At 45.2% G+C, this 22,449-nt stretch carries 17 protein-coding genes and 1 tRNA gene; 7 read left to right on the forward strand and 11 right to left on the reverse strand.

Translation table 11 applies throughout. The features are described 5' to 3' along the window. Nucleotides 1-41 precede the first annotated feature (41 nt). The 3 genes from U4956_RS10465 to U4956_RS10475 form a co-directional block, all read right to left on the reverse strand. Nucleotides 42-1,526 (reverse strand): glycoside hydrolase family 32 protein, encoded by a 1,485-nt coding sequence (locus tag U4956_RS10465; RefSeq protein ID WP_323090618.1) that lies wholly within the window; start codon nucleotides 1,524-1,526, stop codon nucleotides 42-44. Next, the gene (locus U4956_RS10470; RefSeq protein WP_323090619.1) at nucleotides 1,516-3,423 is read right to left on the reverse strand and encodes a glucose PTS transporter subunit IIA; all 1,908 of its coding nucleotides are present in this window, start codon (nucleotides 3,421-3,423) and stop codon (nucleotides 1,516-1,518) included. The genes U4956_RS10465 and U4956_RS10470 overlap by 11 nt, the downstream gene beginning before the upstream one ends. Before the next feature lie 72 nt (nucleotides 3,424-3,495). Next, the gene (locus U4956_RS10475; protein WP_323090620.1) at nucleotides 3,496-3,855 is read right to left on the reverse strand and encodes a hypothetical protein; all 360 of its coding nucleotides are present in this window, start codon (nucleotides 3,853-3,855) and stop codon (nucleotides 3,496-3,498) included. A 240-nt stretch (nucleotides 3,856-4,095) separates the two neighbouring features. On the opposite strand from U4956_RS10475, the gene U4956_RS10480 reads away from it, so the two are divergent. After that, nucleotides 4,096-5,640, forward strand: a complete 1,545-nt coding sequence (locus U4956_RS10480) for a transposase (protein WP_323088323.1) — start codon at nucleotides 4,096-4,098, stop codon at nucleotides 5,638-5,640. A 376-nt stretch (nucleotides 5,641-6,016) separates the two neighbouring features. Further along, a complete protein-coding gene (locus U4956_RS10485) occupies nucleotides 6,017-8,242 on the forward strand; it encodes an alpha-galactosidase (RefSeq protein ID WP_323090622.1) in 2,226 nt (741 codons plus the stop codon). Between the two features lie 120 nt (nucleotides 8,243-8,362). Here U4956_RS10485 and U4956_RS10490 read toward each other — a convergent pair whose 3' ends face one another. The 5 genes from U4956_RS10490 to U4956_RS10510 form a co-directional block, all read right to left on the reverse strand. Further along, complete coding sequence (locus tag U4956_RS10490; protein WP_323090623.1) at nucleotides 8,363-9,274, reverse strand: ROK family protein; 912 nt, start codon at nucleotides 9,272-9,274, stop codon at nucleotides 8,363-8,365. Between the two features lie 332 nt (nucleotides 9,275-9,606). Then, nucleotides 9,607-11,199: a hypothetical protein gene (locus tag U4956_RS10495; RefSeq protein WP_323090624.1), complete on the reverse strand. Its 1,593-nt coding sequence runs from the start codon at nucleotides 11,197-11,199 to the stop codon at nucleotides 9,607-9,609. Nucleotides 11,200-11,509: 310 nt separating this feature from the next. Further along, nucleotides 11,510-12,811 carry an MFS transporter gene (locus U4956_RS10500; RefSeq protein ID WP_323090625.1) on the reverse strand — a complete coding sequence of 434 codons (1,302 nt, stop codon included), beginning with the start codon at nucleotides 12,809-12,811 and terminating at the stop codon, nucleotides 11,510-11,512. Between the two features lie 355 nt (nucleotides 12,812-13,166). Then, complete coding sequence (locus U4956_RS10505; RefSeq protein ID WP_323090626.1) at nucleotides 13,167-14,543, reverse strand: MFS transporter; 1,377 nt, start codon at nucleotides 14,541-14,543, stop codon at nucleotides 13,167-13,169. Nucleotides 14,544-14,968: 425 nt separating this feature from the next. Further along, complete coding sequence (locus U4956_RS10510) at nucleotides 14,969-16,030, reverse strand: AraC family transcriptional regulator (protein WP_323090628.1); 1,062 nt, start codon at nucleotides 16,028-16,030, stop codon at nucleotides 14,969-14,971. 373 nt (nucleotides 16,031-16,403) lie between these two features. Between U4956_RS10510 and U4956_RS10515 the strand changes: the two genes are divergently transcribed. Further along, a complete protein-coding gene (locus U4956_RS10515) occupies nucleotides 16,404-17,171 on the forward strand; it encodes a uracil-DNA glycosylase family protein (RefSeq protein ID WP_323090629.1) in 768 nt (255 codons plus the stop codon). A 90-nt stretch (nucleotides 17,172-17,261) separates the two neighbouring features. Here U4956_RS10515 and U4956_RS10520 read toward each other — a convergent pair whose 3' ends face one another. The 3 genes from U4956_RS10520 to U4956_RS10530 form a co-directional block, all read right to left on the reverse strand. Next, on the reverse strand, nucleotides 17,262-18,005 hold the full coding sequence (locus U4956_RS10520; protein ID WP_323090631.1) for a DUF1828 domain-containing protein: 744 nt from the start codon (nucleotides 18,003-18,005) through the stop codon (nucleotides 17,262-17,264). A 379-nt stretch (nucleotides 18,006-18,384) separates the two neighbouring features. Next, a tRNA-Gln gene (locus U4956_RS10525) sits at nucleotides 18,385-18,459 on the reverse strand. Nucleotides 18,460-18,512: 53 nt separating this feature from the next. After that, a complete protein-coding gene (locus U4956_RS10530; protein ID WP_323090632.1) occupies nucleotides 18,513-18,965 on the reverse strand; it encodes a hypothetical protein in 453 nt (150 codons plus the stop codon). 97 nt (nucleotides 18,966-19,062) lie between these two features. On the opposite strand from U4956_RS10530, the gene U4956_RS10535 reads away from it, so the two are divergent. From U4956_RS10535 to U4956_RS10550, 4 genes are all read left to right on the forward strand, one after another. Beyond that, nucleotides 19,063-20,025: a rod shape-determining protein gene (locus U4956_RS10535; protein ID WP_323090633.1), complete on the forward strand. Its 963-nt coding sequence runs from the start codon at nucleotides 19,063-19,065 to the stop codon at nucleotides 20,023-20,025. 148 nt (nucleotides 20,026-20,173) lie between these two features. After that, nucleotides 20,174-20,392 (forward strand): translation initiation factor IF-1, encoded by a 219-nt coding sequence (gene infA, locus U4956_RS10540; RefSeq protein ID WP_323090634.1) that lies wholly within the window; start codon nucleotides 20,174-20,176, stop codon nucleotides 20,390-20,392. Between the two features lie 85 nt (nucleotides 20,393-20,477). Beyond that, on the forward strand, nucleotides 20,478-21,431 hold the full coding sequence (locus U4956_RS10545) for a DNA-directed RNA polymerase subunit alpha (protein WP_323090635.1): 954 nt from the start codon (nucleotides 20,478-20,480) through the stop codon (nucleotides 21,429-21,431). Nucleotides 21,432-22,144: 713 nt separating this feature from the next. Then, entirely contained in the window at nucleotides 22,145-22,372 is a 228-nt protein-coding gene (locus tag U4956_RS10550) for a hypothetical protein (protein WP_323090636.1), read from the forward strand. Nucleotides 22,373-22,449: the final 77 nt, after the last annotated feature.

Consider the following 22,449-nt stretch of genomic DNA (forward strand, 5'->3'; position numbering starts at 1 on the left):
TTCCGAGGGCCTGCCAAAGTAAATCGGTATAGATTTGACAATCAGGCTTGTGATGATGTAGAAAGGGGGACTTCAACGGCCAAGGTAGACTTTTCAAGGCCAAGTGCGGGGGAATAGTCAATTTCAATCGGGTGCATCTGGGCAAGAGTTCCATATAAAGGCCGATCAGCCTGAAGAAACAGTTTTTGATCCTGATCATAGACGCGGCTGGAAAGAACGTACTGACCATGATTGAGAAAAATCTCCACCGAACTTTCGTCACTGAAAATCTCCAGCTCCATACAGGAGTCCAGTTCGATATGACGGGCAGTGCGGCCTTTCCCGCTGCCATCTGGATCAGAAAAACGAAGCGTAAAGAGTTTTTCATCATAAGCCGCTTCAAGATCATGGCGCAGACGCAGAACAAATGGTCTGTTTTCGGGATTCAGTTTTAAAGCAAATGTCCGGGTGTTTAAAACTCTGGCTTTTTTTCTGATGCAGATTGGTTTTTCGACATCTTTTAAAGTCAGAATTTCTTCGACAGGGTATTGGAAAACTCGACCGTTTTCAAAGCGGATCGTGCGCGGCAGACTCAGACAATGCACCCAGTTCTGTTCTTTTTCCGGATTGTCATAGGGGGCATCAGGAATTCCCATCCAGCCAATCACTATTTCACGCCCATGATGATCGACGAAGCTCTGTGGGGCATAAAAATCAAAGCCATAGTCCAGTGTCTGAAAATCTTTGGCGATCCATTGATTCGTTTTGTCCTGGCTGAGCCGGAAAAGACCGTTCTGATAGACGTTTTCGTACTTGTATCCCTGTCTGGGTACGCCCTGGGGACAAGCCATCAGATACAAATCATCTCCATTTGCAATCAGGCCGGGGCATTCCCACATATAGCCAAATTTCTCGGGAGAATGGATGGTCTGAACGTATTCAAGATGACAGAGATTGTCAGGATCCGCCTGATAAAGCAAGGCGCATCCGACATCTTTTCTGGTTCTGGCTCCCAGAACCATCCAGGGCCTTCCCTTGACCACAGTCAATTTAGGATCCCGGACATGGCAGGACATATCCGCCGGATAATCTTCGTTGCGAAGCAGAACCTCTTTGGGCGAAAAGTGCAGCCCATCGGTTGATTCCAGATGGTTGGTATAGTGACCGCGCCCGCTGTATATGTAGTCAAAATCTCCAAAGGAGAGAATATTTCCCGTATAGAAAAGATGCAGCTTTCCTTTCCATGAAAGCGCACTGCCTGAATAGCAGCCATCTTTATCAATGGGCTGATCAGGGACCATCAAAGTTCCCTGGTCGATATAGTGAATCCAGTCTCTGGTCGTATAGTGGCCCCAGGATTTGGACAGGCCAAGATCGGCTGCCGGAGTGTACTGATGGCAGATATGAATCGTGCCGTTGTGATCGCAAAGTCCATTGGGATCTGAGATCCACCCAATATCCGCCATAAGATGAAACTTCTGCCGTCCTTTGGCAGCAGAAGTTTCATCCAGACGACTTTGCAAAGCAGCCTGAATTTCAGTTTTCATGGACAATCTCCATAACCGATTCACCCCAGTTGACTGCTCCGGCATTGGTGATGCGAACCGGCTGCATACTGGTAACAATCAGTGGTGTTTCAGTGGACAGAGATTCGGCTTCAATCGCTTCCAGATCCATTAAAGCCAGCTTCTGACCGGCTTTGACTGTGTCGCCTTCTTTAACATAGAGTTCGAAGGGCTTCCCTTCCAGGCTGACCGTATTCAGTCCCATATGAATGAGAAGTTCCGTTCCATTTTCAGCCCGCAGTCCAATGGCGTGCTTGGTTGGGAAAATCATCAGAACAGTTCCGTTGACCGGAGAAACAACCAGCCCATCTTCAGGAGTAAACACCATGCCATCGCCCATGGCTTTTGAATTGAAAACTGGATCCGAACACTCCTGAATTGGGGCTGCTTTTCCCTTGATCGGGGAATACAGTACATTTTCTTTTACTTCAAGGACAGGAACTGCTTCCTGTTCTTTTTTTGCTTTTGCTTTCTGCTTTTCATCTTTGTGGAACACGCCTAAAGCCATGGTTAAAACAATACCCAGAACTAAAGCGATCAGATGCGCAAGAATGTAGTTCAGATAGCCATTGTTGGCCGGATTGGCAATAGCAAGACCAGGCAGAGCGGTTGTACCAAAGCCAAGGGCAGTCAGATGCGTCCAGTAAACATAGGCTCCGGCGCCGGCGCCAGCCAGGCAGCCGCCAATTAACGGATATTTATGGCGTAAGTTGACGCCAAAGATAGCCGGCTCAGAAATTCCAAACAAGGTAGACAGGAAAGAGGGGATGCAGATTTCGCGATCTTTCACGTTTTTCCAATGTAAGATCAGATAGCCAAGTACCGCACCACCCTGGCCCATTAAAGCAACAGACATTAATGGATTCAGGAAGTTTGTTCCTGTATCAGCGATTAACTGGGCTTCGATTGCCCCGAAAATGTGATGCAGGCCAGTAATCACAATGATCTGCTGAACACCCGCAAATAACATATACCCCAATACACCTAAATTTTCAGTAACCCAGATCAGACCGTAGGTAATCCAGTTCGACAGCGTTCTTCCGACTGGGCCAATCAGTGTGAACAAAAGCAGGGTAGAAACCAGAACAGTCAGCAACGGGGAAACAAGCAGTTTGATGGCATCTGGAATTTTTTTGTCAAAGAACTGATCCAGTTTTGCAACCACATAGCCAATCATCAAAGCAATGATGATCCCGCCCTGGAAACCAACCAGTTCGATTGGAACACCAAACAGGCTAAGTGTTTCAGGTGTGGCAAGTCCCTGGGCTGCATCATAAGCGTTCGTCAGATTGGCCGATAACATGATGGCGCCCAGAACGATACCAAGAATTGGTTTGCCGCCATAGCGTTTGACAGCGGAATAGCATACAGCAAGCGGCAGGACATCAAAGATACCGGCCGATGCAATGGTAACCAGACGGTTGATCGCATAGAGCGTTGCGTTATTTTTGACAAAATCAAGGTTGTTAAGAACACCAGTCAGGCCAAGAAGCAAAGCAGCAGCCAGAATTCCCGGCATGATTTCGATAAAAACATCGGAGAGCGATTTAATCGCGATCTGAAGCGGATTGTGTTTTTTGGATCCGGCTTCTTTAATATCGGTCAGAGACATGTTTTCAGTATGGGTATATTTAGAGAAAACATCATAGACATCATTAACCAGGCCGGCTCCAAAGATCATCTGGAGCTGGTCGCCAGCTACGAACGTTCCTTTACATAAATCGATGTTGTCAAGTTTTTCCATATCCGCTTTGTCATTATCCTTGAGAATAATGCGAAGTCGGGTAGCGCAGTGTGCAGAACCGGCGATGTTGTCCATGCCGCCAACTGCATCGACGATTTCCTTGGAAATCTGTTCATACCTTTCAGTTTTATTCATCTTTTTCCTCCGTGGCAGAAGACCATCTGCAGCTGGCGCTTTCTGTCTTGATTACGGTTACAGTCTATCAGTTTAAAGGGATGGCGAATATTGACGGATGTTGAGCATGTATGGAATTTTGTGAACAAGCATAGCCGTCCAAGACCATCTGTCAGTTTTTTGATTTCTGTAAACGAACGTATCATGTATAAAATATTCCTTACCTATAGATGCTTTTAAAATTTTCTTTTCTTTGGACAACAACGGATATTCTTTTGACCCATATTGACAAATGGTGATTTGTCCACAGCTGTCCATCTGAGTCTTCAGAATTGGATGAAATTCAGTCTCGAATACAAAGTGGTGCGCTTCTGGAAGTAGAAATACAAATTCCGAAGGCAACGAAAGTCCATAAATAGTGTCTGGATCTGTCACCAGGAAAACATCTGGCATGAATCTGTCTGCTGCTTTTTTACTTTTTGACGACTCTCATAAATTCGAAACACCTTTAGGTGTCATGGATTTTATATTCACCATTTTTCGTTTTTCCTACATTCAGAAGCGAAAGATGGTATTTTTTATTTGAACAAATATTAACTTTTTATTAAGTGTTGGATTGAGCGTTGAAAACTTAACACTTTTCTGCAGGCTCCTGCCGATCAGAAAAACGACTTTTAGAAAGGAGCAGTCGAGATGTTAACCGTTTCTAGTACTCACCAGGATTTTTTACAGGATCTGAATGGCCGGATAGCCATCATGCACTCTTCGCAAATTGACAGGCTTAACGATCTGTCATACGCCATGGCTTTAGGTAAGGTCACTCTGCTTAATCTGGATCCAGTTATAGATGTGATTTCTCACCTGTATTCCTCCAGAGGGCGACCTGCTGCCGATCCACGGATGCTTATTCGTTCTCTGATTCTTATGTATCACTTCCAGGAAACCAGTATTCAGTTATGGCATGACCGCCTTGAGTACGACTTTTTACTCCGGGTACTTTGCGGCATCAGTGGACGCAACCCAGCAGTCGGGACCTATTATTCCTTAATGGATCGACTTTATCTGTGGGATATTTCTGTGAACATCCTTCCCGCAGGAAAGAATAATAAGCCTAAGAAAGCTAAAAAGCCAAAAGGCAAGCCGGGACGAAAGCCAAAAAACTCTGCCAGTCCTCCAGATTCTGATATTGATCAGTCCGGGACACCAAATCCAACCAGAAAGGGAGAAAAAATGAACCTGAATCCTCCCGGGGCGACAACCTCCCTGGCGATTCAGGCTCAAATGGGCGAGATTGACCCAGAAAGGTCTATCAGGATTCTTCAAGCTCTCTTTAAAGAAATTGCGGTGGAACCATCTATCGCAATGGGCCTGATCGATCCGGGTAATCTCATTCTTTCGGGTGATGGAACCGCTGTCTATGTTCACGCAAACAACAGAGGTCATCATCTATTAGAATACACTGGAACCGAAAAATTTGATACCCTTCGTCGTTATTCTGATCCTGATGCCAGTATTGGTTTTGACAGTGATAAGGGAGATTACTATTTTGGCTTTACAGGCTATTTTAACGTTGTTCATAACTCCGATAAAAATATTGATCTGCCAATCCACTTTATGATCGAATCTGCCAGAGAACACGATTCAACCATTTCGATTAAAGCAATAAACCAGGTCAGGCACTTATATCCGAACATAAACATTACTCATCTCTGTCTGGACAGCGCCAGTGATAATGAAGCGACTTTTCAGCTGTGCGAAAACTGGTCTATCAATCCCGTTATCGACCTCAATAAAAGAAGAGGAAAAGGAACCGAAAAAGGCAGCGTAACCATTTCCTCTACCGGCAAGCCAATATGCAAATCAGGCGAAGAGATGTACTGTACTGGTTTTGACAAAACACATAATGCCTATAAATATCGCTGTCCGTATGTTATGAAGCGAATTCCGGAGTGCTCCCATCGTGACGAATGTTCAAAAGGTACCTATGGCCTCTCCGTCTACCTGAAGTGTAACAGTGCCAGAGAAAGGGCTATGCAGAAGCATGGAACCAAAGAGTGGAAGACAGTTTATAACAATCGGACAAGCTGTGAGCGAGTCAACAATCGTTGTCTGAATGATTACGGTCTCCACAAAACGAAAACACGTACTCAGCGCCGGATATCATTTGTAACCTTTCTTGTATGTGTAAACATTCATACAGATGCCTGGTTAAAAGAGGAAAAGGCAGCTAATAATTAGTGTGAAAAAACAAACTAGTATTCCTACTTTTTTTAATGCGGCCTTTTTTTCAGATCGACTGAAACTGACTTCTCAAAACTTTCTTTGAGAAAGACAGAACTAATAAAAGCCGCTTAGCTAATATTTTATTAATAATTAGTTAATAATTTATTCAGATTCCTCCTAGAATTTATGAGAGTGCTCTTTTTTATAAGAAACAAGATGAATGCTGATTTTGGAGAAGACAGAGAAGTTATTGAGAAAGACAGAAAAATGAAGATATGTATTTTTGTGGTCTTGATATGGAAGGATGCGAACGCCTTTGAAGGACGGATTGAATCTGCAAAACGACTGTCTATAATCGAAGCCATATGAAACCCGAGAAGGAGAAAAGAATATGCCGATTCATTTTAAAGAGTCTTCAATGACCTTCCATTTGTTTAACCAGAAGTTCAGCTATATCCTGAAAATTCTTCCTGAGGGGATACCCGTTCAGCTTTACTTTGGGGCTCCTTTAATCGATAAAGAGAACTGGGACTATCTTCTTGAATCTGTTCATCGTCCCATGCAGGTCGCCTATTCACTGGAAAAACCTGAATTATCTCTAGAACACCTGCGTCTGGAATATCCATCCAGTCTTTCTGGAGACATGCGCCCGGGAGCCATCGATCTGCTTCAGGAAAACGGCAGCCGGGTTGTGGACTTTCAATATGAAGGGCATTCTATTCAGCGTGGAAAACCTTCGATTGCTCCATTACCTGCATGCTATGTCGAAGAAGATCAGGAGGCTGAAACTTTGCAAATCCGGTTGTATGACAAAGAAATCCAGACTGAACTGGTCCTGTCTTACACTTTGTATGAAGACTGGCCAGTTTTGTGCCGGAATGCACGGATCACCAATTCAGGTTCTCAAAAGCTTGTGCTCAACAAACTGATGTCTATGTCTTTGGATCTGCCTGATGATGACTGGCAGGAACTGGTTCTGCCAGGGGCCTGGGCAAGAGAACGCAATATTGAAGTCCATCCTTTGCACACCGGTAGTCAGTCCATTTATTCGCTGCGCGGACATTCTTCTCATCACTACAATCCATTTCTTTGCCTGAAGCGGCCAGATACCAGTGAAAAGCAAGGAGAATGCATCGGTCTGTCTTTGGTATATTCTGGAAACTTTCTGGCGGATGTAGATGTGAATCCATACCATACCACCCGGATTTCTATGGGAATCCACCCTTATACTTTCTCGTGGCCTCTTGCATCGGGCGAGTCTTTTCAAAGCCCGGAAGTGGTGCTGGTCTACTCGGATGAAGGGCTGAATGCGATGTCGCAGGCATTTCATTCTCTGTTCCGGTCCCGGCTTGCCAGAGGTGAATTTCGCGACAAGCCGCGTCCATTGCTTTTGAATTCCTGGGAAGGCATTTACATGAATGTCGAAGAAAAGAAAGTCCTGGAGATGGCTCAGGCCACGGCAGATCTTGGCCTTGAATTGTTTGTGCTGGATGATGGCTGGTTTAAAGGACGAAACAGTGATCGAAGTGCGTTGGGTGACTGGGTCTGTGATCCAGCAAAACTGCCCGGCGGTCTGAAAAACCTCAGTGAGAAAGTAGAAGCGATGGGACTGCAGTTTGGCCTCTGGTTCGAACCTGAAATGGTCAGCCTGGATTCTGATCTGTACCGAAATCATCCCGAATGGGTGCTTCATGTCCCGCAACGACGCCTGTCAGCTGGACGCAATCAGTTTGTTCTGGATTTTTCTAATCCTGATGTAGTCGATTATATTGCCACGGCAATGGAAGCCATTTTGGATGAAGCAAAGATTTCTTATATCAAATGGGATATGAATCGCTCGTTATCTGAGGTTTATTCCAGCGCCAGCAGCCCCGAGCAGCAAGGAACCATTTATCACCGCTTTATTCTGGGGGTCTATGCGCTTTATGAGCGCCTTACCTGTAAATATCCCCAGATTCTGTTTGAATCCTGCGCCTCAGGAGGTGCCCGATTTGATCCGGGAATGCTTTACTACGCTCCACAGGCTTGGACCAGTGACGATACCGATGCTGTAGAACGTCTGAAAATTCAATATGGCACCAGTATGGTCTATCCGATCAGCTCCATGGGTTCGCACGTATCGGCTGTTCCCAACCATCAGCTTCATCGAAAGACTTCTTTGCAGATGCGATCGGCCGTGGCGATGTTTGGCACGTTTGGCTACGAACTGGATCCGCTGCTTCTCAGCTCTCAGGAAAAGGCAGAGATTCAAGAACAGATTGCTTTTATGAAGAAATATCGCAAATTGATCCAGTTTGGCGAATTTTACCGGCTCCAGTCACCTTTTGAAGGCAATGAGACAGCATGGATGGTGGTTTCACCGGATCGAAAAACTGCTCTTGTCGGCTATTATCGCGTTCTCCAGCAAATCAATGTTGGTTTTCGCCGGCTGAAGCTGCAGGGCCTGCTGCCGGATGCCCTGTATTCCATTTCCAATAAAGAAGAAATGGAATACGGTCTTGAACTTGAGCGGGCAGGAATGGTGCTCAGTGATGACTCTTCCTCAGAAAACCGCAATACAGATGAAGGTGACTATCTGGCAAGATTGTACCTTCTTCAAGCACAAGAGCCAGAGTAGAACACGACAATGTTAGACTTCTGAGAGCATAACTTTTGAAGGGATCATAAAGGAACAACAATAAAGAAACACCAGTTCGATGGATGAACTGGTGTTTTGGTATTTGCACTGTTTGGGATTCTAGAGCTGATCGGTCAGGTCCAAATAATGGTAGAGCGCGCCGATCAAGTTGGCATCGGAACTGAATGTACAGCTGCAGATTTCTGGCTGACTGGCTGGATTGAAAGAAGGCAGCCTCGTAAAAAGTTCGCTCATTTTCTCGTTGAGTGTGTCGACCAGAACGGGTTGTCTGGAGATGCCCCCGCCGATTGCGATCTTGTCGACATCCAGAATGGTCTGTAGACCAAACATGCCGCGGGCTGTTTCAGCGCAAAACTCTTCGAGAGCTTTCTGGGCTTTCTCATCTCCACTTGCATGGAGAGCAAAGAAATCACGTCCAGAGAAAGCAGCCGGATCGATTCCTTTTTGACTGGCCAGACGGTCAGTCAGAGCATGAGTATTGGCGATAAAAGCCCATACCTCAAAGCCATCCTGATTTTTCCAGTGAACAGGGATCATGGAAAACTCGCCAGCGGCATGGGTGCTGCCTCGATACAATTTTCCATTAAGAATGAGAGCTCCACCAATCGCGGTACCAATCGTCATGACGATCCCGTTGGAAACTCCTTTCATTGATCCTTGCCAGAGTTCGGCCTGGGCAGCGGCTTTGGCGTCGTTTTCAAAGACGACTGGAACTGGAATTTCTTTTTCCAGAAGTTCCTTGAGATTCACCTCATGAACATAGGTTAAAGAACCGCCGGTATAGAAATAGCCAGTGTTCGCATCAATGCGGCCTGGAGCAGAGCCTACAACGGCTTCAATTGGCTCGTTTTCATAATGGTGATAAATATTAACCAGGGCCTGGATGTAGTCATCCAGAGATGTCATGGGCGTTGGAACTTCAGACTGGTCGAGAATCTTTCCCTGATCATCCATCAGAGCGTATTTGATTCCTGTACCGCCTACATCAATCCCTAAAAAGCGTCGTTCCATTTTTTAATACTCCTCTCTTATCTGAAAAGCGGTCGAATGCGTTTCAAGCTGGCTGAAGAAAAGCCCTCTCATAAAGTCTGCACCTCGGATCAGTCAGAGTGAAAGAGGAAGAATCCACTTGTCTTATGGACTTTTTTCCTCATTTTTATTGTTACCAATTCATTCAACACTTTGCTTCATACTTTAAAAGTATCTCAGTCTGTTTTGAAAAAGAATCTATGAATTTGCCGGATCGAACTTTCAAACAGAGAAGCCGATCCTTGATTTCAGGTCCCCTTGGACAATTTTGCACTTTGTAGATCTGAATAGGACAGTTTTTTTGAATCTGTCGGTCAGATGGATTTTTTGACCAGATATTTTTGGATCAGATAGGAAGGTGTACAGCTCCAGGCGTGGCAATAGCTGGAAATAATCGGATTTCCATAAGGGGAGTAGTCTGGACGGTCAGGATCGAAAGCTTCCCAGAACGTATCTGCACCCAGTTCAATCATTTTTCCCCAGTAGTCTTTCATCAACTTAACGGCGGCATCGGTTAAGCCGGTTTTAAACAGAGCTTCAGTAATGTGAGAATACATATACGGCGTCGCAATGTCCCGGACAGGAAACAGAGAAGCCAGGGTGTTTTCCATGACACGTTTGGCCTGCTCACAATCTACAGGGACATTGGCAAGAACCATCCAGACCTGCGAAGCGATATTCTTTTCGCCATCCCGAGTCTGGAATAAGCCATCTTCAGCATCGTATAAAGTTGTACGAGCGTAATCAAGCAGCTGAGCGAGCATCTGTTCATAGAAGGCTGGATCCTGATTCATCTGTCGAGTCAGATCAATAAACTGGCGGAGAGCATAAATCGTAACCGCCTGGGCACAGGCTTCTTTGTTGAATTCATTGGACCAGTCTACAAAAACGGGATAGTTTTCATCGAGTTCGATAAATCCTTCTGGGTTTACAAAGCTCAATGCCAGATCCATCTGCTGCTTGGCGGCCGGATACAGATCCTCCAGAACGGTTTTGCGGCCATATTCATTCATGTAGTCGCTCAGGATGGAAATGAAGAATAAGGAATAATCATACAGGAAAGTGTCATCTGCCACTTCCTTGGGGCGCACAAACACATTGGCACTGATCCGGCCATCACTGGCAGGCATTGCTCCAAACAGATAGAGGCAGCGAAGCACCAGGTCTTCATTATGGAAGGTTGCATAGTTGCTGAGCGCTTGGAGTCGTAAATCCCCCATCCATAACCGGCGGTCGCGTTTTGGTCCATCTTCAAAGACATCGGTCATGCAGTCGGCAAGTGTTTTTACCGAAACTTTCCAGATGGCTTCCAGTTCAGGATCTTTTAAATGCAGAGGGGGAATGTCGTTGGTGCTGACCGCATTTTCAGTGATGACAACCGGATTGGTGAAACGAACTTTCCATTTTGGAGAAGTATCCAGCACTTTGATTTCAACAAACCGGAAAGAATAGCGGCGCGGCAGGGTGATTAGGGCTGGAAGTTCATCGATATGCAGAAATTCTTCCTGGATCCAGCTGGAAGAAAGCCAGCCATCATATTCACTGGAAGAATGTGCCAGTTCTGCGGCAACTTCTGCAAAACGAAGCCGAATATGAAGCGGAGCATCCATCGGGGATCCGACAGATTCGGCCTGGATGAAGAAACTTCCGACACGATGGTCATGGAAATCCAGAATGATCGTGTCATCCTGGCCCAGTAATAGCGAGGACAGATTTTCATTGGTTTCTTCAACACCCACTCGTTCGAGCTTGATGGGGTCTTCAATCAGGCGCACGACGCCGGCACCCGCAAAGTTTTCGCGTTTTGGAGCAGGGATTAAAGAACGGCTTTTTTCAAGAAACTGTTCATTGCGCTGAAACTGAATGTCGTTATGAATCTGGAATTTGAAGGCCATAAGAGTTCTCACTTTCTTGTTTCTTATTTCGTTGTCTTTGCAGACTATAGTTTGTTTGTCAGAGAGCGTAAGGTTCATACTCATGCAGAAAACCAGGAAATTGCAATTTTCCAAAGCAGAGGCAGCAGGCTGACGGAAAGCAATGAGGGGAGATGGAGAAGATCAGGATGAATCCCTGTCATGACTGCTGCCAGAACGCTTGGGGAATTTTTGATGGGTCAGAGTAAATCAAAAGTAAATCTTTGCGTCAGGTAAATCTTTGAGGATTGGTCAGGCTTTCTCTTTGATTGTCATCTGGGAAACCATTGAGAAAAAGGAACTTTTAGTGGATTTCAGCAATTTGTTCCAAATCAGCGAGCTCTGCCGCGTTATTGGTGGTTGTGCCTACGTTGTGTTTTTTCTGCAGACGGATCTGGATGAATCCGGCAACGCCAGCAGCTGCAATCAGTCCCGCAAATCCCATCATGGTCATGTAGATGTTTTCTGGCAGAACCAGAGTTGGCGTGATGACGGCGAAGGCTGCACATAACAGACGGGAAGTGCCGTTGATGAATCCCTGGATGCCGCTGCGAACACTCGATGGGAAGGATTCCTGAGTCCAGACTTTATACATGGCTTCACCGGCTAAAGTAGAACCAACGTTCTGGAAAGCCAGGCAAAGAACAATTAAGAGGATGGAAGTTCCGGAGTTGGCAAGACCAACCAGTGCGGCAATCATCACGATAATTCCAATTCCAAAAGCGATGTTGCGATATTTTCCGCCAGCAATTTTGGAGAACAGCTGGGCAATGACCAGGCAGACAAGAGTCAGGACCACGCCGCATCCGGTTGCCAGTGTCTGAGAAGCATTTGCTTTTACAAGCATGAAGGTCTGGAACTGACCGAAGGTATTGGCCAGTAAGTTCCATCCGCAATAGAAGAACAGGATGCAGATCAGAAATGCCAGGTAAGGCTTGGAATGATCTTTGAATAAAACCTGGAATACAGAGGCTTGTTTTGTATTGGAAGCTGTGCTGGTTTCATCAGGCGCATTGGCATGGATTTTTTGAACGGCTTTGTTTTTCGTCCGGTAATAGATTGTTACCAGAGCAATCAGGCAAAGAACACCCATTGCGATGCGGGCCGACCATGCGCCGCCAAGCCCTGAAGTAACGAAGGCAATGAGAGTGGACAGTAAGATACCGATAGTCCAGTAAACCTGCGAACCGGAAACCAGTTCCGCACTGATTTTTTCATTTGGAGCGTCATGAGAGAGCATCGTCAGGCTGACTGGTAAGTCACAACCGCTCGCAAATCCGGCAAGAATGGCGCCAGCCAGTAACATCCAGTAGCTGCTGGCAGCCATGCAAAGAGCGGCACCAGCCAGGAAAACCACATTCATCCAGTCGAAGGCTTTGCGCAGGCCAAATATTTTGGTAATCTGGCCGGTCAGCAGCGAGCCAAGAGCGATCGCAAAGGTCAGAGCACCGGAGATAGTTCCAACCTGGGCGTCACTCAGAACTAAAGCGCTTTGCCAGACTGTGATGGTGCTGGCAAGAGAGACGATGATGCCAGATCCAAGAACGGATCCAAATCCAGCCGCATAAAGAAGCGGTTTGTAGTTTTTAATCGAAGAAGTCGTCATAGTTATGCCTTTCTTTTCCTGTTCGATAAGTGGGAATAGAACTTAAAATGCATGTTTCAACTGCAATATTTTAGAAATCACTAAAATGTATGGGTATGCAGAGTCTGTCTGCCATCTGTTTAGAGGCGGGATCGCGTTTTTCAGTTTTGAGAGATGATCTTTTACGCTGAAAGGGACAGCTTAGAGATCTCTGGGTTATTGATGACTCTGAAATCCAGATTCAACAGGGGGATGGATTTCAGACCTTTTCTGGCGGGGCTTTGCCTGGATGGAAAGAAAATTCCGACAAAAATCCGCCATGGTTAAGGCCGTTATGGATTCAAGTGTTGGTGATGCGGGGAAAACAGAGAGTAAGTCAGTTTGCAACAGAAGTTTTCTTTCCTTTTTCAAGGTCGGCGCGGATCTTTGGATAAACGGAATCCAGATTATAAAAAGCCATGATGATCATGGAAATCACGATGCAGACAATCGGGATGTACAAGTACATCAGGCGAATGGCTGCCAGCGCATTGGCTGTCTGAACTTGGGAGCCGCCGATATAGCCGCCCCAGCTGATTAACAGACCGGAGATACCGCCAGCGGCAGCTTGAGCCACTTTGCCAAGGAAACCATTAACAGCGGACAGGGAACCCGAAGTATCCACACCAGTTTTCCAGATGCCGTAGTCAACAGGATCAGCCTGCATCGAGAAGTAAATTGAGTTTTTCAGACCATATCCAATGGCACTTAATGCGGCACCGATATAGATGGCAATTCGATTCAGGCCGCCGGCCCAGATGACCAAAAGCCCAATCAGCTGCAGGCCGCTGCCCAGTTCAAACAGGGTGCGCTTTTGCATCATCTTCGATAAGAAGGGGACACAAAGGTTTGCACCAACGGGAACGATCGACATGATTGTTGCGACAGTCACGGAAAGCTCAGCACTGCCCAGCACAGCGGTGTAATAGTAGACCAGCGCACCGGCCTGCAAGAAGTAGCCGCCCCACATAAACAGGATATTGAGCGCGAAAATTTTCCAGGGACCATTGTGGGCAAGGGATCGCAGGGCATCCAGCAACGATGTCTTTTCTTCCTTTTCATCTTCGGTGGTGTTTTCATGAACAGTGAAGAACGTGAAGAAGAAAATCAGGGAGCTGATGATGCCGAAAATCAGCATGACGATTCGAAAGCCTTTGCCCATATCAGCCCCGCCCAGGCTGGAAACCAGTTTAAGGGCGAAGGCACTGACAATGCTCGAACCCAGGAAGGCAAAGAACTGACGGGTCGTTGCAAGGTTGGTTCTTTCATCGGGATCTTCACTTAAAGCGGGAAGAATGCTGGCCATTGGAATATTGACGACCGTATACATAAAGGACAGACCAATATAGGTGACATAGCACCAGGCCAGGCGGCCTCCTTCACTCCATCCGGAAGGAACGCTGAAAGCCAAATAGGCAAAGATCGCAAAGGGAATTGCACCCCATAAAAAATAAGGTCGTGATTTGCCCCAGCGGGTGTGAGTATGGTCGATCGCATAGCCAATCAGCAAGTCCGTAATGCCGTCGATAAATCGACAGACAACGAACATGCCTGCGATAGCAAGACCATTGAGGTTGGCAACGTCGGTATAGTAGTAAAGCAGATACAGGGAGATCATCTGCCAGATCAAATTGCAGGCAAAATCCGCAGAGCCGTAGCCAATACGCTGGCGCCACTGCATGGATTTTGTGGGGGATTTCATGGTGGTATCCATAAGTTTTCCTCTCTTCTTTTTTTCTTTGTCAACTTCGTTTGGGCCGGCTTTCTTTGTTGATTGACACCTAAAGAATATTTCGAAAAAGCGTTTTCAAACAGTGTGGATCATGACAAGATGATTTGATTTTTTTTGATGTTTTCCTTTGATAAAGTCCGGTAAGGAAAGACGAATAGTCGCCAAAATACTTTAAATAAAAGATAGACACGACGAAAAGTAGAGAAAATCCGGGGCGTTTTGAGTGGGTTCAAAGAAGAAAAGGCGATCGGACGGGACAGAAACCATCGAGCCAGATAATTTTTGATTATGGCTTGACGGGCAAAAAAGGAGGCTGTCATAAATGAAAGACAGCCTTTTGAAGTACGATGAAAATGATAGAAGATAAATATATAAAATGATTTAGATAGAGTAATATAAATTATTCACTATTCCCGATGGGCTTTGCGGTATTGAGAAGGGGACTGATTCATCCGCTTTTTGAACAGGCGGGTAAAGTGCTCAATCGATTCGAATCCCGCACTGGAAGCAATCTCTGCAACCGAGCGGTCCGAAGTTTCTAATTGCGTGCAGACTTGATCAAATTTGATCTCTTGAACGATTGCAGTAAAGGATTTTTGCGTTGCTTTCTTGAGATATCGCGAAAGATAGGCAGTCGAATAGCCGAAATGGTCAGCCAGTTCGTTGAGAGTAATACTACGATAGTTCTGCTCGATGTATTTAATGATTTCAACCGCCCGATTTTCAAGCTTCTGGGCATGCGGCAGACGAATCTGGTCTTCATAGTTTTGAAGCAACAAGGAAAAAAACAGAACCAGCTGTGAGTTTTTGACCAGGTTGCGATACTCACGGGCGCAAAGCTGCTGATCGAGCATATCCAGCAGTAGTTCCCGGAAGGAAAAGTCAGCCTGGGTAGAAGCATACAGGTAGGCGTTTTGCTGATACAGATACAGGGAGCCGGAGAAGAAATCAGACAGAATGTTGGAATGACACAGCAGGCTGTGAAACATGTTTGAAAAGGCAGTTCGAGAGATCAAGATATTGATGACGATGGAGTCGTCAAACACACCAATCGAATGCTCAGTAAACGGAGCGATCAGGCACAATTCACCAGTATGCAGAACAACTTTTTGCCCATCGATTTCATTGGTGCATTTGCCTTCGAATACGTACAAGATCTCAAAGAACGTATGACGGTGCTTGAAGACAGGTGTATAGCGATTGTGTTTGCACAGCGTAATGGTTTCGTTGTCTTCCAGACGGATTGAACCCATTTGTTCATCACGCATGTCGACCGGATACCAGCTCCCCTCTACTTCGGGAAAGATGAGTCTTTTCTTATACAGCTCGGCTCCCCGATCTTTCCATTGGTCATAAAAATCCGCAAACTGCTCAGGATCTTGCAGAGCATCATAGCGCTGATGGTAAAACTGCTCGTGTTCATTTTCCTGGTACAGATATTCCAGAATTTTTTTCTCGTTTCGTTGCATACATTCCCTTCTTTCTATCCGGACTCTTTTCTTTCTATCCGGACTCTTTCTTTCTATCCGGACTCTTTCTTTCTGAATTTCGACAGGGATGAGGATCGGCCCTGTTCAAAGTCAGATCAGTTCAAATTGCTTGGATCAATAGGAATCGATTTGGTCGTCTGCTGATTCAGACAGATAGAATTGCTTCTCTTAATGATTGTAAAACGATGTACTTTTCTGACAAAAAGAATTTGAGAATCGGTCGAATACCAAGAGAATTCAGAACAGATTGATTTGGGCAGGCAAAGAGCGAAGGGACAAGAGCTGTTTTGTGAAGAAGAATTTGTAGGAGAAAACGATCAGGGTAATAAACAATCAGGATAATAATAGAGGTATGACAAATAGAAATATGACAAAAGAAAACCAACCTTTATCTCCAGCCAAAATTTCTTCGGCTTTGAATTCTGATGAGAATACCGAAAAGCAGACGACTGAATCTTCCTTTGAACAATTCATTGAAGCCATGAAAGCCTGTCGCCATTGTCAGAAAGACTTTGGCTTTGAGCCCCGGCCCATTCAATGGGGAAATCCAGATGCGAAGATTGTCCTGGTCAGCCAGGCGCCCGGGCAGAAAGTTCATGATCTGGGAAAACCCTTTTCAGATCTGAGCGGTAAAAAGCTGCGGCAGAAATGGTTTTATGTCACGGAAGAACAGTTCTATAATCCTTCAAATTTCTACTTTTCCATGGCCGGCCATTGCTTTCCTGGTAAAACCAGTAAAGGCTCTGATCGCAAGCCGCCTAAAGTCTGCTGGCAGCGCTGGACAAGCCAGGAACTGGAGTATTTAAAACAGGCCGAATTGTTTCTGGTCATTGGTCAGGAAGCGGCAAGCCGGCTTTTTCCAAATCAGAAATTTGAAGATCTGGTTTTTTCCCATCAGATCCTCTATGGCAAGCCTTGCTATGTTCTTCCACATCCATCACCTTTGAATTACCGCTGGACGAAAAAACATCCCGAATTTGAAGAACACTGGCTGCCGGAAATTCGCCAGAAAATTTATGAAATTCTTGACCTCCCCCAAGCACAGATGGAAACGTATCGGAATCTCAAATCGCCTCAAAAAGAAAGCTGGCAAAAAGGCGGATCGCAGAAAGAGTGTTGACTGGATCTTGTTTTACGCCAGAAAAAAAAGCGCCAACAAGGATAAGGATCCTCAAGTTGACGCTTTTTCTTTGGGGATAGCCAGAGATATTCAGCTGAAATAATCAATATGGTTTGCTAATTCGGAGAATTTGAAGCATTTGACATCGTATTGGGTGAGGACGTCATCAAAATCTCGAAAGGCAGGATTATTGTCATTTACAATCACGATAAACTCAGATCCTTTATCACGGTTATTTTTAATGTCTTCCCAAATAAAAGCCGAATTCATCGCTTTTTCTTTGGTTGCATGATTCACGGTTACGCAAAGCCGCTCCGGATGCCCCCGATTTTTTGAAAAGCAAAACTGAATAGCTTGATTAAGACCACTTCGACCTTTGATTTCGATGGAAGGCACATACGGTACATCGTTTTCATCAAAAAATAGTTTAACGTCATCCATAAAAAGCGAAGCGACTTGATTCTTAGATGTTATGTACATATCGTCAATCTGAAGCATGATCTGACCAAATGAATGAAGGTCTTGTGGCAGACGCGTGCGCTTGGATTCCACTCGCAGTTCCATATCTGTCAAGGTGATATTATTAATTTCACAAAGATGCTCTATCGCTTCTTTTCTTTTCCCTGTTAGGTTTAAACCTGAGATGGCGAGATTGGTCAGAATGGAACCATCGTCACTGATTACAAAAGAATCGCCGTTTTTTTCGATATAAGCAGAAATCTGATCACCATTTCTGTCGAACAGGGGAAAAAGAAATTCCGTAGACTTTCCAAGATTCCTGATTTTAGTGAAGCGGCGCAGATAATCCAGGTATTCTTGCTTTATGTTGTCCATATTCTCGTCCCCTCCTTTTTTGTATGTGAATCAGTTGAATAGTGTTGGTCTGATATTGATAGGATCTGGTTCTACTACATTCATTTTACGAATGAAGGCAAGGTGATGATCAACCGGATCTTCACATTCAACATCAAATTTGACTGTTGCTCTGGTGCCGTATATTTCGTTGCAAACCTGAAGGTGAGGACTTTCCGACCTATAGGCAGACCATGTTTGGCTTCACCCTGATAGAATGGAAAAAGAGTCATGTCCGAAAGTTTAGAAAAGTAAAGGACAAGGTAAACGCGCTGTCCTTGAAAAGGGATAAGCAGGAAATAAAAAAACGCCTGCCCAAAGCAGACGTTATTACGAAGTCAGTGCTTCGTTTCAATCAAAATGGCTGGAGTAACTGGATTCGAACCAGTGAATGCAGGAGTCAAAGTCCTGTGCCTTACCGCTTGGCTATACTCCAAAATATGATCCTGAAAGTTTTGGGTAGACAGAGATCATACCTGAAGCATTGTATCAAAGGGCCGAAATGATGTCAATCTGGTTTGTAAGTCGGTTCTTGAGGTAGCGGTATTGGGCTTTCAGGGCAGACTCGAGCATATTTTCGATGGCTGAAGCATTGATCCGGCGGGTCTGGTGCAGGATTTCATCACCATCTTTAAGAATTAAAGAAGGGAAAATATAGCAGCGTTCCTTGCCAAAAACAGGTTTGACCTGCAGGCATTCATAGAGAATAGCGGCTTCTTCTTCAGAAAGGGAAGAAAACGAAACACTGTCATCGAAAAAAGCAGCGATCGCTTTTTGCTCGTCAAGGGTACAGTCAGTAAAAAACTGCAGACGCAGATTCAGGGCGTGAAACCAGGAACTGTAGCGGGAAGCAAGATCCAGCTTTTTTAAAGAGCTGGTTTCAGGCAGACTGGGAATCAGGATAAAAAGATCAAGTGGATGGTCTTTAAGGAGTTCTTTCATTCCGGGCCTCCTTTAGTTGTCTAGTTGTTCTAAAGCCAATATACAACATATGTATCTGATGTGTGAGTCGTTCGTCAAAGAAAAAGGAGAAAATGCCATGGTCATAGCGGGAATTGATATTGGAGCTCATTCATTGCGTCTGGTTTTGCCCCACGAGGGACTGGTGTTTGAAGAACCGGCGCTGGGCGCTTTTAATGATAAAAACGAAATTCTGGCCATCGGGCACAAGGCGCTGGAATTGAAAGGAAAAAATGAGAAAATCAAAGTCCTCGCCCCGATTCATGAAGGGACGGTGGATCTGCCGGTTCTGGAAGCCATTTTGGATGAGCTTTGTTATGAGTTCAAACTCTTTCGTATGTTTCAGAAGACCATCCTGCTGGTGAGCTATCCAACCGTTCTTTCCGATGACATGATCGAACGTCTCAAGGATGCCTTTATGACCCTTGGTGCCAACGCGATTTACTTTGATCAGGAGATCTGGATTTCAGCGGTCGGCAGCGGCCTGGACTTATTCCTGCCGGTTTCAAGTTGTGTATTAAATGTCGGATTTTCAAATTGCGACATTGCCTTATTTCATCAGGGCAGTATGGAGGCAAGATGGTCTTCGAGGCTTCACAATGGAGAAAAGGCCGCTGAACTGGTCAGTCGCTGGCTTGAGCGAAAGGAGAATATGGAAGTGTCTCCTTCCACCATCGACCTGCTGGTCCAGAAACTGGGGACAGTGAAATTAACCCAGCAGCCAAAAGCCATCAAAATCCGGGGCATTGACCTCAACAGTCAGGCTTTACGGGAACTGGTCGTCAATGAAAATGACATGGCGGCAATTCTTGCACCGCTGGCCCGTGAACTGGGACAGTGGGTTTCACGGTTTCTTGACAGTCTGGATGAACAGCATCGAAAGGATATTAAGGACCGGGGAATCATCGCCTCGGGTGGAACGATGAAAATCAAAGGGCTGGCCGAGGCGCTGCAGACTCTGGCAGACTGCCCCGTGTATGTGACCGATGCGCCGGATCATACCGCCGCAAAGGGGCTTGAAGCTTTGATGAGTACGCTGTAAAGCCCGAAAAGACCGGTTTGAGACAGGTTTTTGATCCTTAAAAGGTTTAAGAAGATCCTTCAATTGCAAACCGGGACAAATAAAGTTATATTGATATATGGCAATTTGTGCTTAAATTTACAAAAGATAAAGGAGGTCTGGGGACTACATGGCAAAACAGGACATGATCGAACTTGATGGTTTGGTAATTGATACACTTCCAAATGCCGCTTTTAAAGTAAAACTGGAAAATGGACATGAAATTCTCGCCCATGTTTCAGGTAAAATCCGGATGCATCATATTCGTATTCTCCCGGGCGACAGAGTCAGAGTGGATATTTCACCATACGATCTGACTCGCGGCCGTATTACATTCAGATACAAATAAACAAAGCTTTTTTGGCTTCTGGCTGTCCTTAGCGGCGGTCAAAACTGTACCATAAATCAGAACTGGATTTTAAGGAGGTTTCACTATGGAAGTATTTACCAGAGCAACATTCAATCAGCTTCCTGACAGCACGGCTGACCGCGCTTCATTCACATTTGAACCACTGGCAAGAGGATTTGGCACGACGATCGGCAATGCCATCTGCCGCACTTTATTATCAGACCTGCCAGGCACGGCAATCATTGGTCTGAAAGTCGCAGGTGCCGACCCGGATGCTCTTGTTCTGGGTCAGATTGAAGAAGACGTAACCCGTCTGAAACTGAATGCGAAAGCATTGCGCATCGATTCAGGCACCGACGAAGTGGTACCGCTGCACATTTCCAAATCCAATGGCCCTTGCACGATTACTGCAGCCGATCTGATCTGCCCGGAAAGCATTACCGTTGCGGATCCGGACCAGGTCATCTGTCATCTTAAAGAAGGACAGACCCTTGAAATGGATCTGTATGCGGCAGCAGGCACTGGTTATCAGACCGCTTCAGAGATCCGGGAAGAGTACAGAGATCTTCCTGGTGGTGCCGTGACTCTGGATACTACATTTACCCCAATCAAATCTGCGGAGTGCAAATCAGAACCGACACTGCTCGGTCATGATACAAAGTACGATAAAGTCACTTTCGACATTCACACCAACGGCAGCATTACCCCGATGACTGCCCTGACAGATGCCGCTCAGATTCTGATCGACTCACTGGATGAACTCGTTCCGCTTGCAGGAATGGACCTTGAAGAAAGCTTCACTGTTCAGCTGCCAGCACCAAAAGAAACTGCAAAGTCCAGTGCAATGATGATCGAAGATCTTGAACTGTCCGTTCGTTCTTACAACTGCCTCAAACGCGCAGGCATCCAGACTGTAGAAGAACTGACTCAGAAATCTGAAGAAGAGATGATGCATGTCAAGAACCTCGGTAAGAAGTCTCTCCAGGAAGTTAAAGAACGCCTTGAGAGTCTTGGCATGGGCTTTAAGAAGTTTGACTGATTCACCAAGTACGAAGGACAAGGATGCGGATTTCGCCGTGTCCTTTTTCTTTTTAAAATTTCGTGTATAATCTTATCGTTGTAATTTAATTTCAAACAACCTTAGATTTTTCTTTTGAAAGTCCATGTATTCTTCTGCATGCAATTTCACGGGCGGTTTCGATCGGGCTGTTTTCTGGCTTGCCCGTTCTGGCATTTTTTCAACTCCCGTTATTCCAGACGCTAGACGGTCGTGAATTTTCAATCTGACTTTTGATCTCTTTTTTTAGTTTGAATCACTTTGTACATCTTTAGAATTCCATATTCATGATCAATGCGGGCATGCTGCTCAGTTTGGCCTTCCAATTGGATTAAACTGAAAAGGACAAACTGAATTGAAAAGTAATACGGTTGAAACGTTTCTTTTGGGATCGGATTCGGGTCATAAACAATCCAGATTGAAGGGTTTTTCCTTCGAAAACCACAGGTTAACTCAGGCTAACTGAATCCGCTTACAGAACAGAAAGTAAGCAATAGAATGCACTCTTTAGAAAAAGATAAGAACAATCGTATTGAAGCCGTTTTCCAAATTCGCTATCATGAATCTGGCTAAATGTAAGAGAATTTCAGATTTTGTAAATTGTAGTTATATTCCAACAATTCGCCCGATTTCTAACTTTTTTGAAAGAATGAAATCCGGTTTGAATCATATGTTTTAGAAAGAGAGGACTGTATATGGCTAAAAATTATTTCAAGGAATGCAAAGCAATTATTAATGCGATTCTGGAGTCCATGTCCAGTAAAAATGAATTTGATGATTCACAGTATTACACCATCGACATTCTGGACGTAGATGATGACAGCGCAAAAGTAATGGTCTGCGACCAGTACCAGTACCTGGCAAAAGAAGCAGGAAGCTGGGTTGTTCTGCCTGAAGAAAAATCACTCAAGCAGATTGCGTAATCCTAATCGTATCTACGAATAAATTATTCAAAGAAAATAAATGATTCAGAGAAACCGGAACCAATCTGATGGATGGA

It is taken from the genome of Allobaculum sp. JKK-2023, assembly GCF_034745455.1.
GTDB lineage: Bacteria > Bacillota_I > Bacilli_A > Erysipelotrichales > Erysipelotrichaceae > Allobaculum.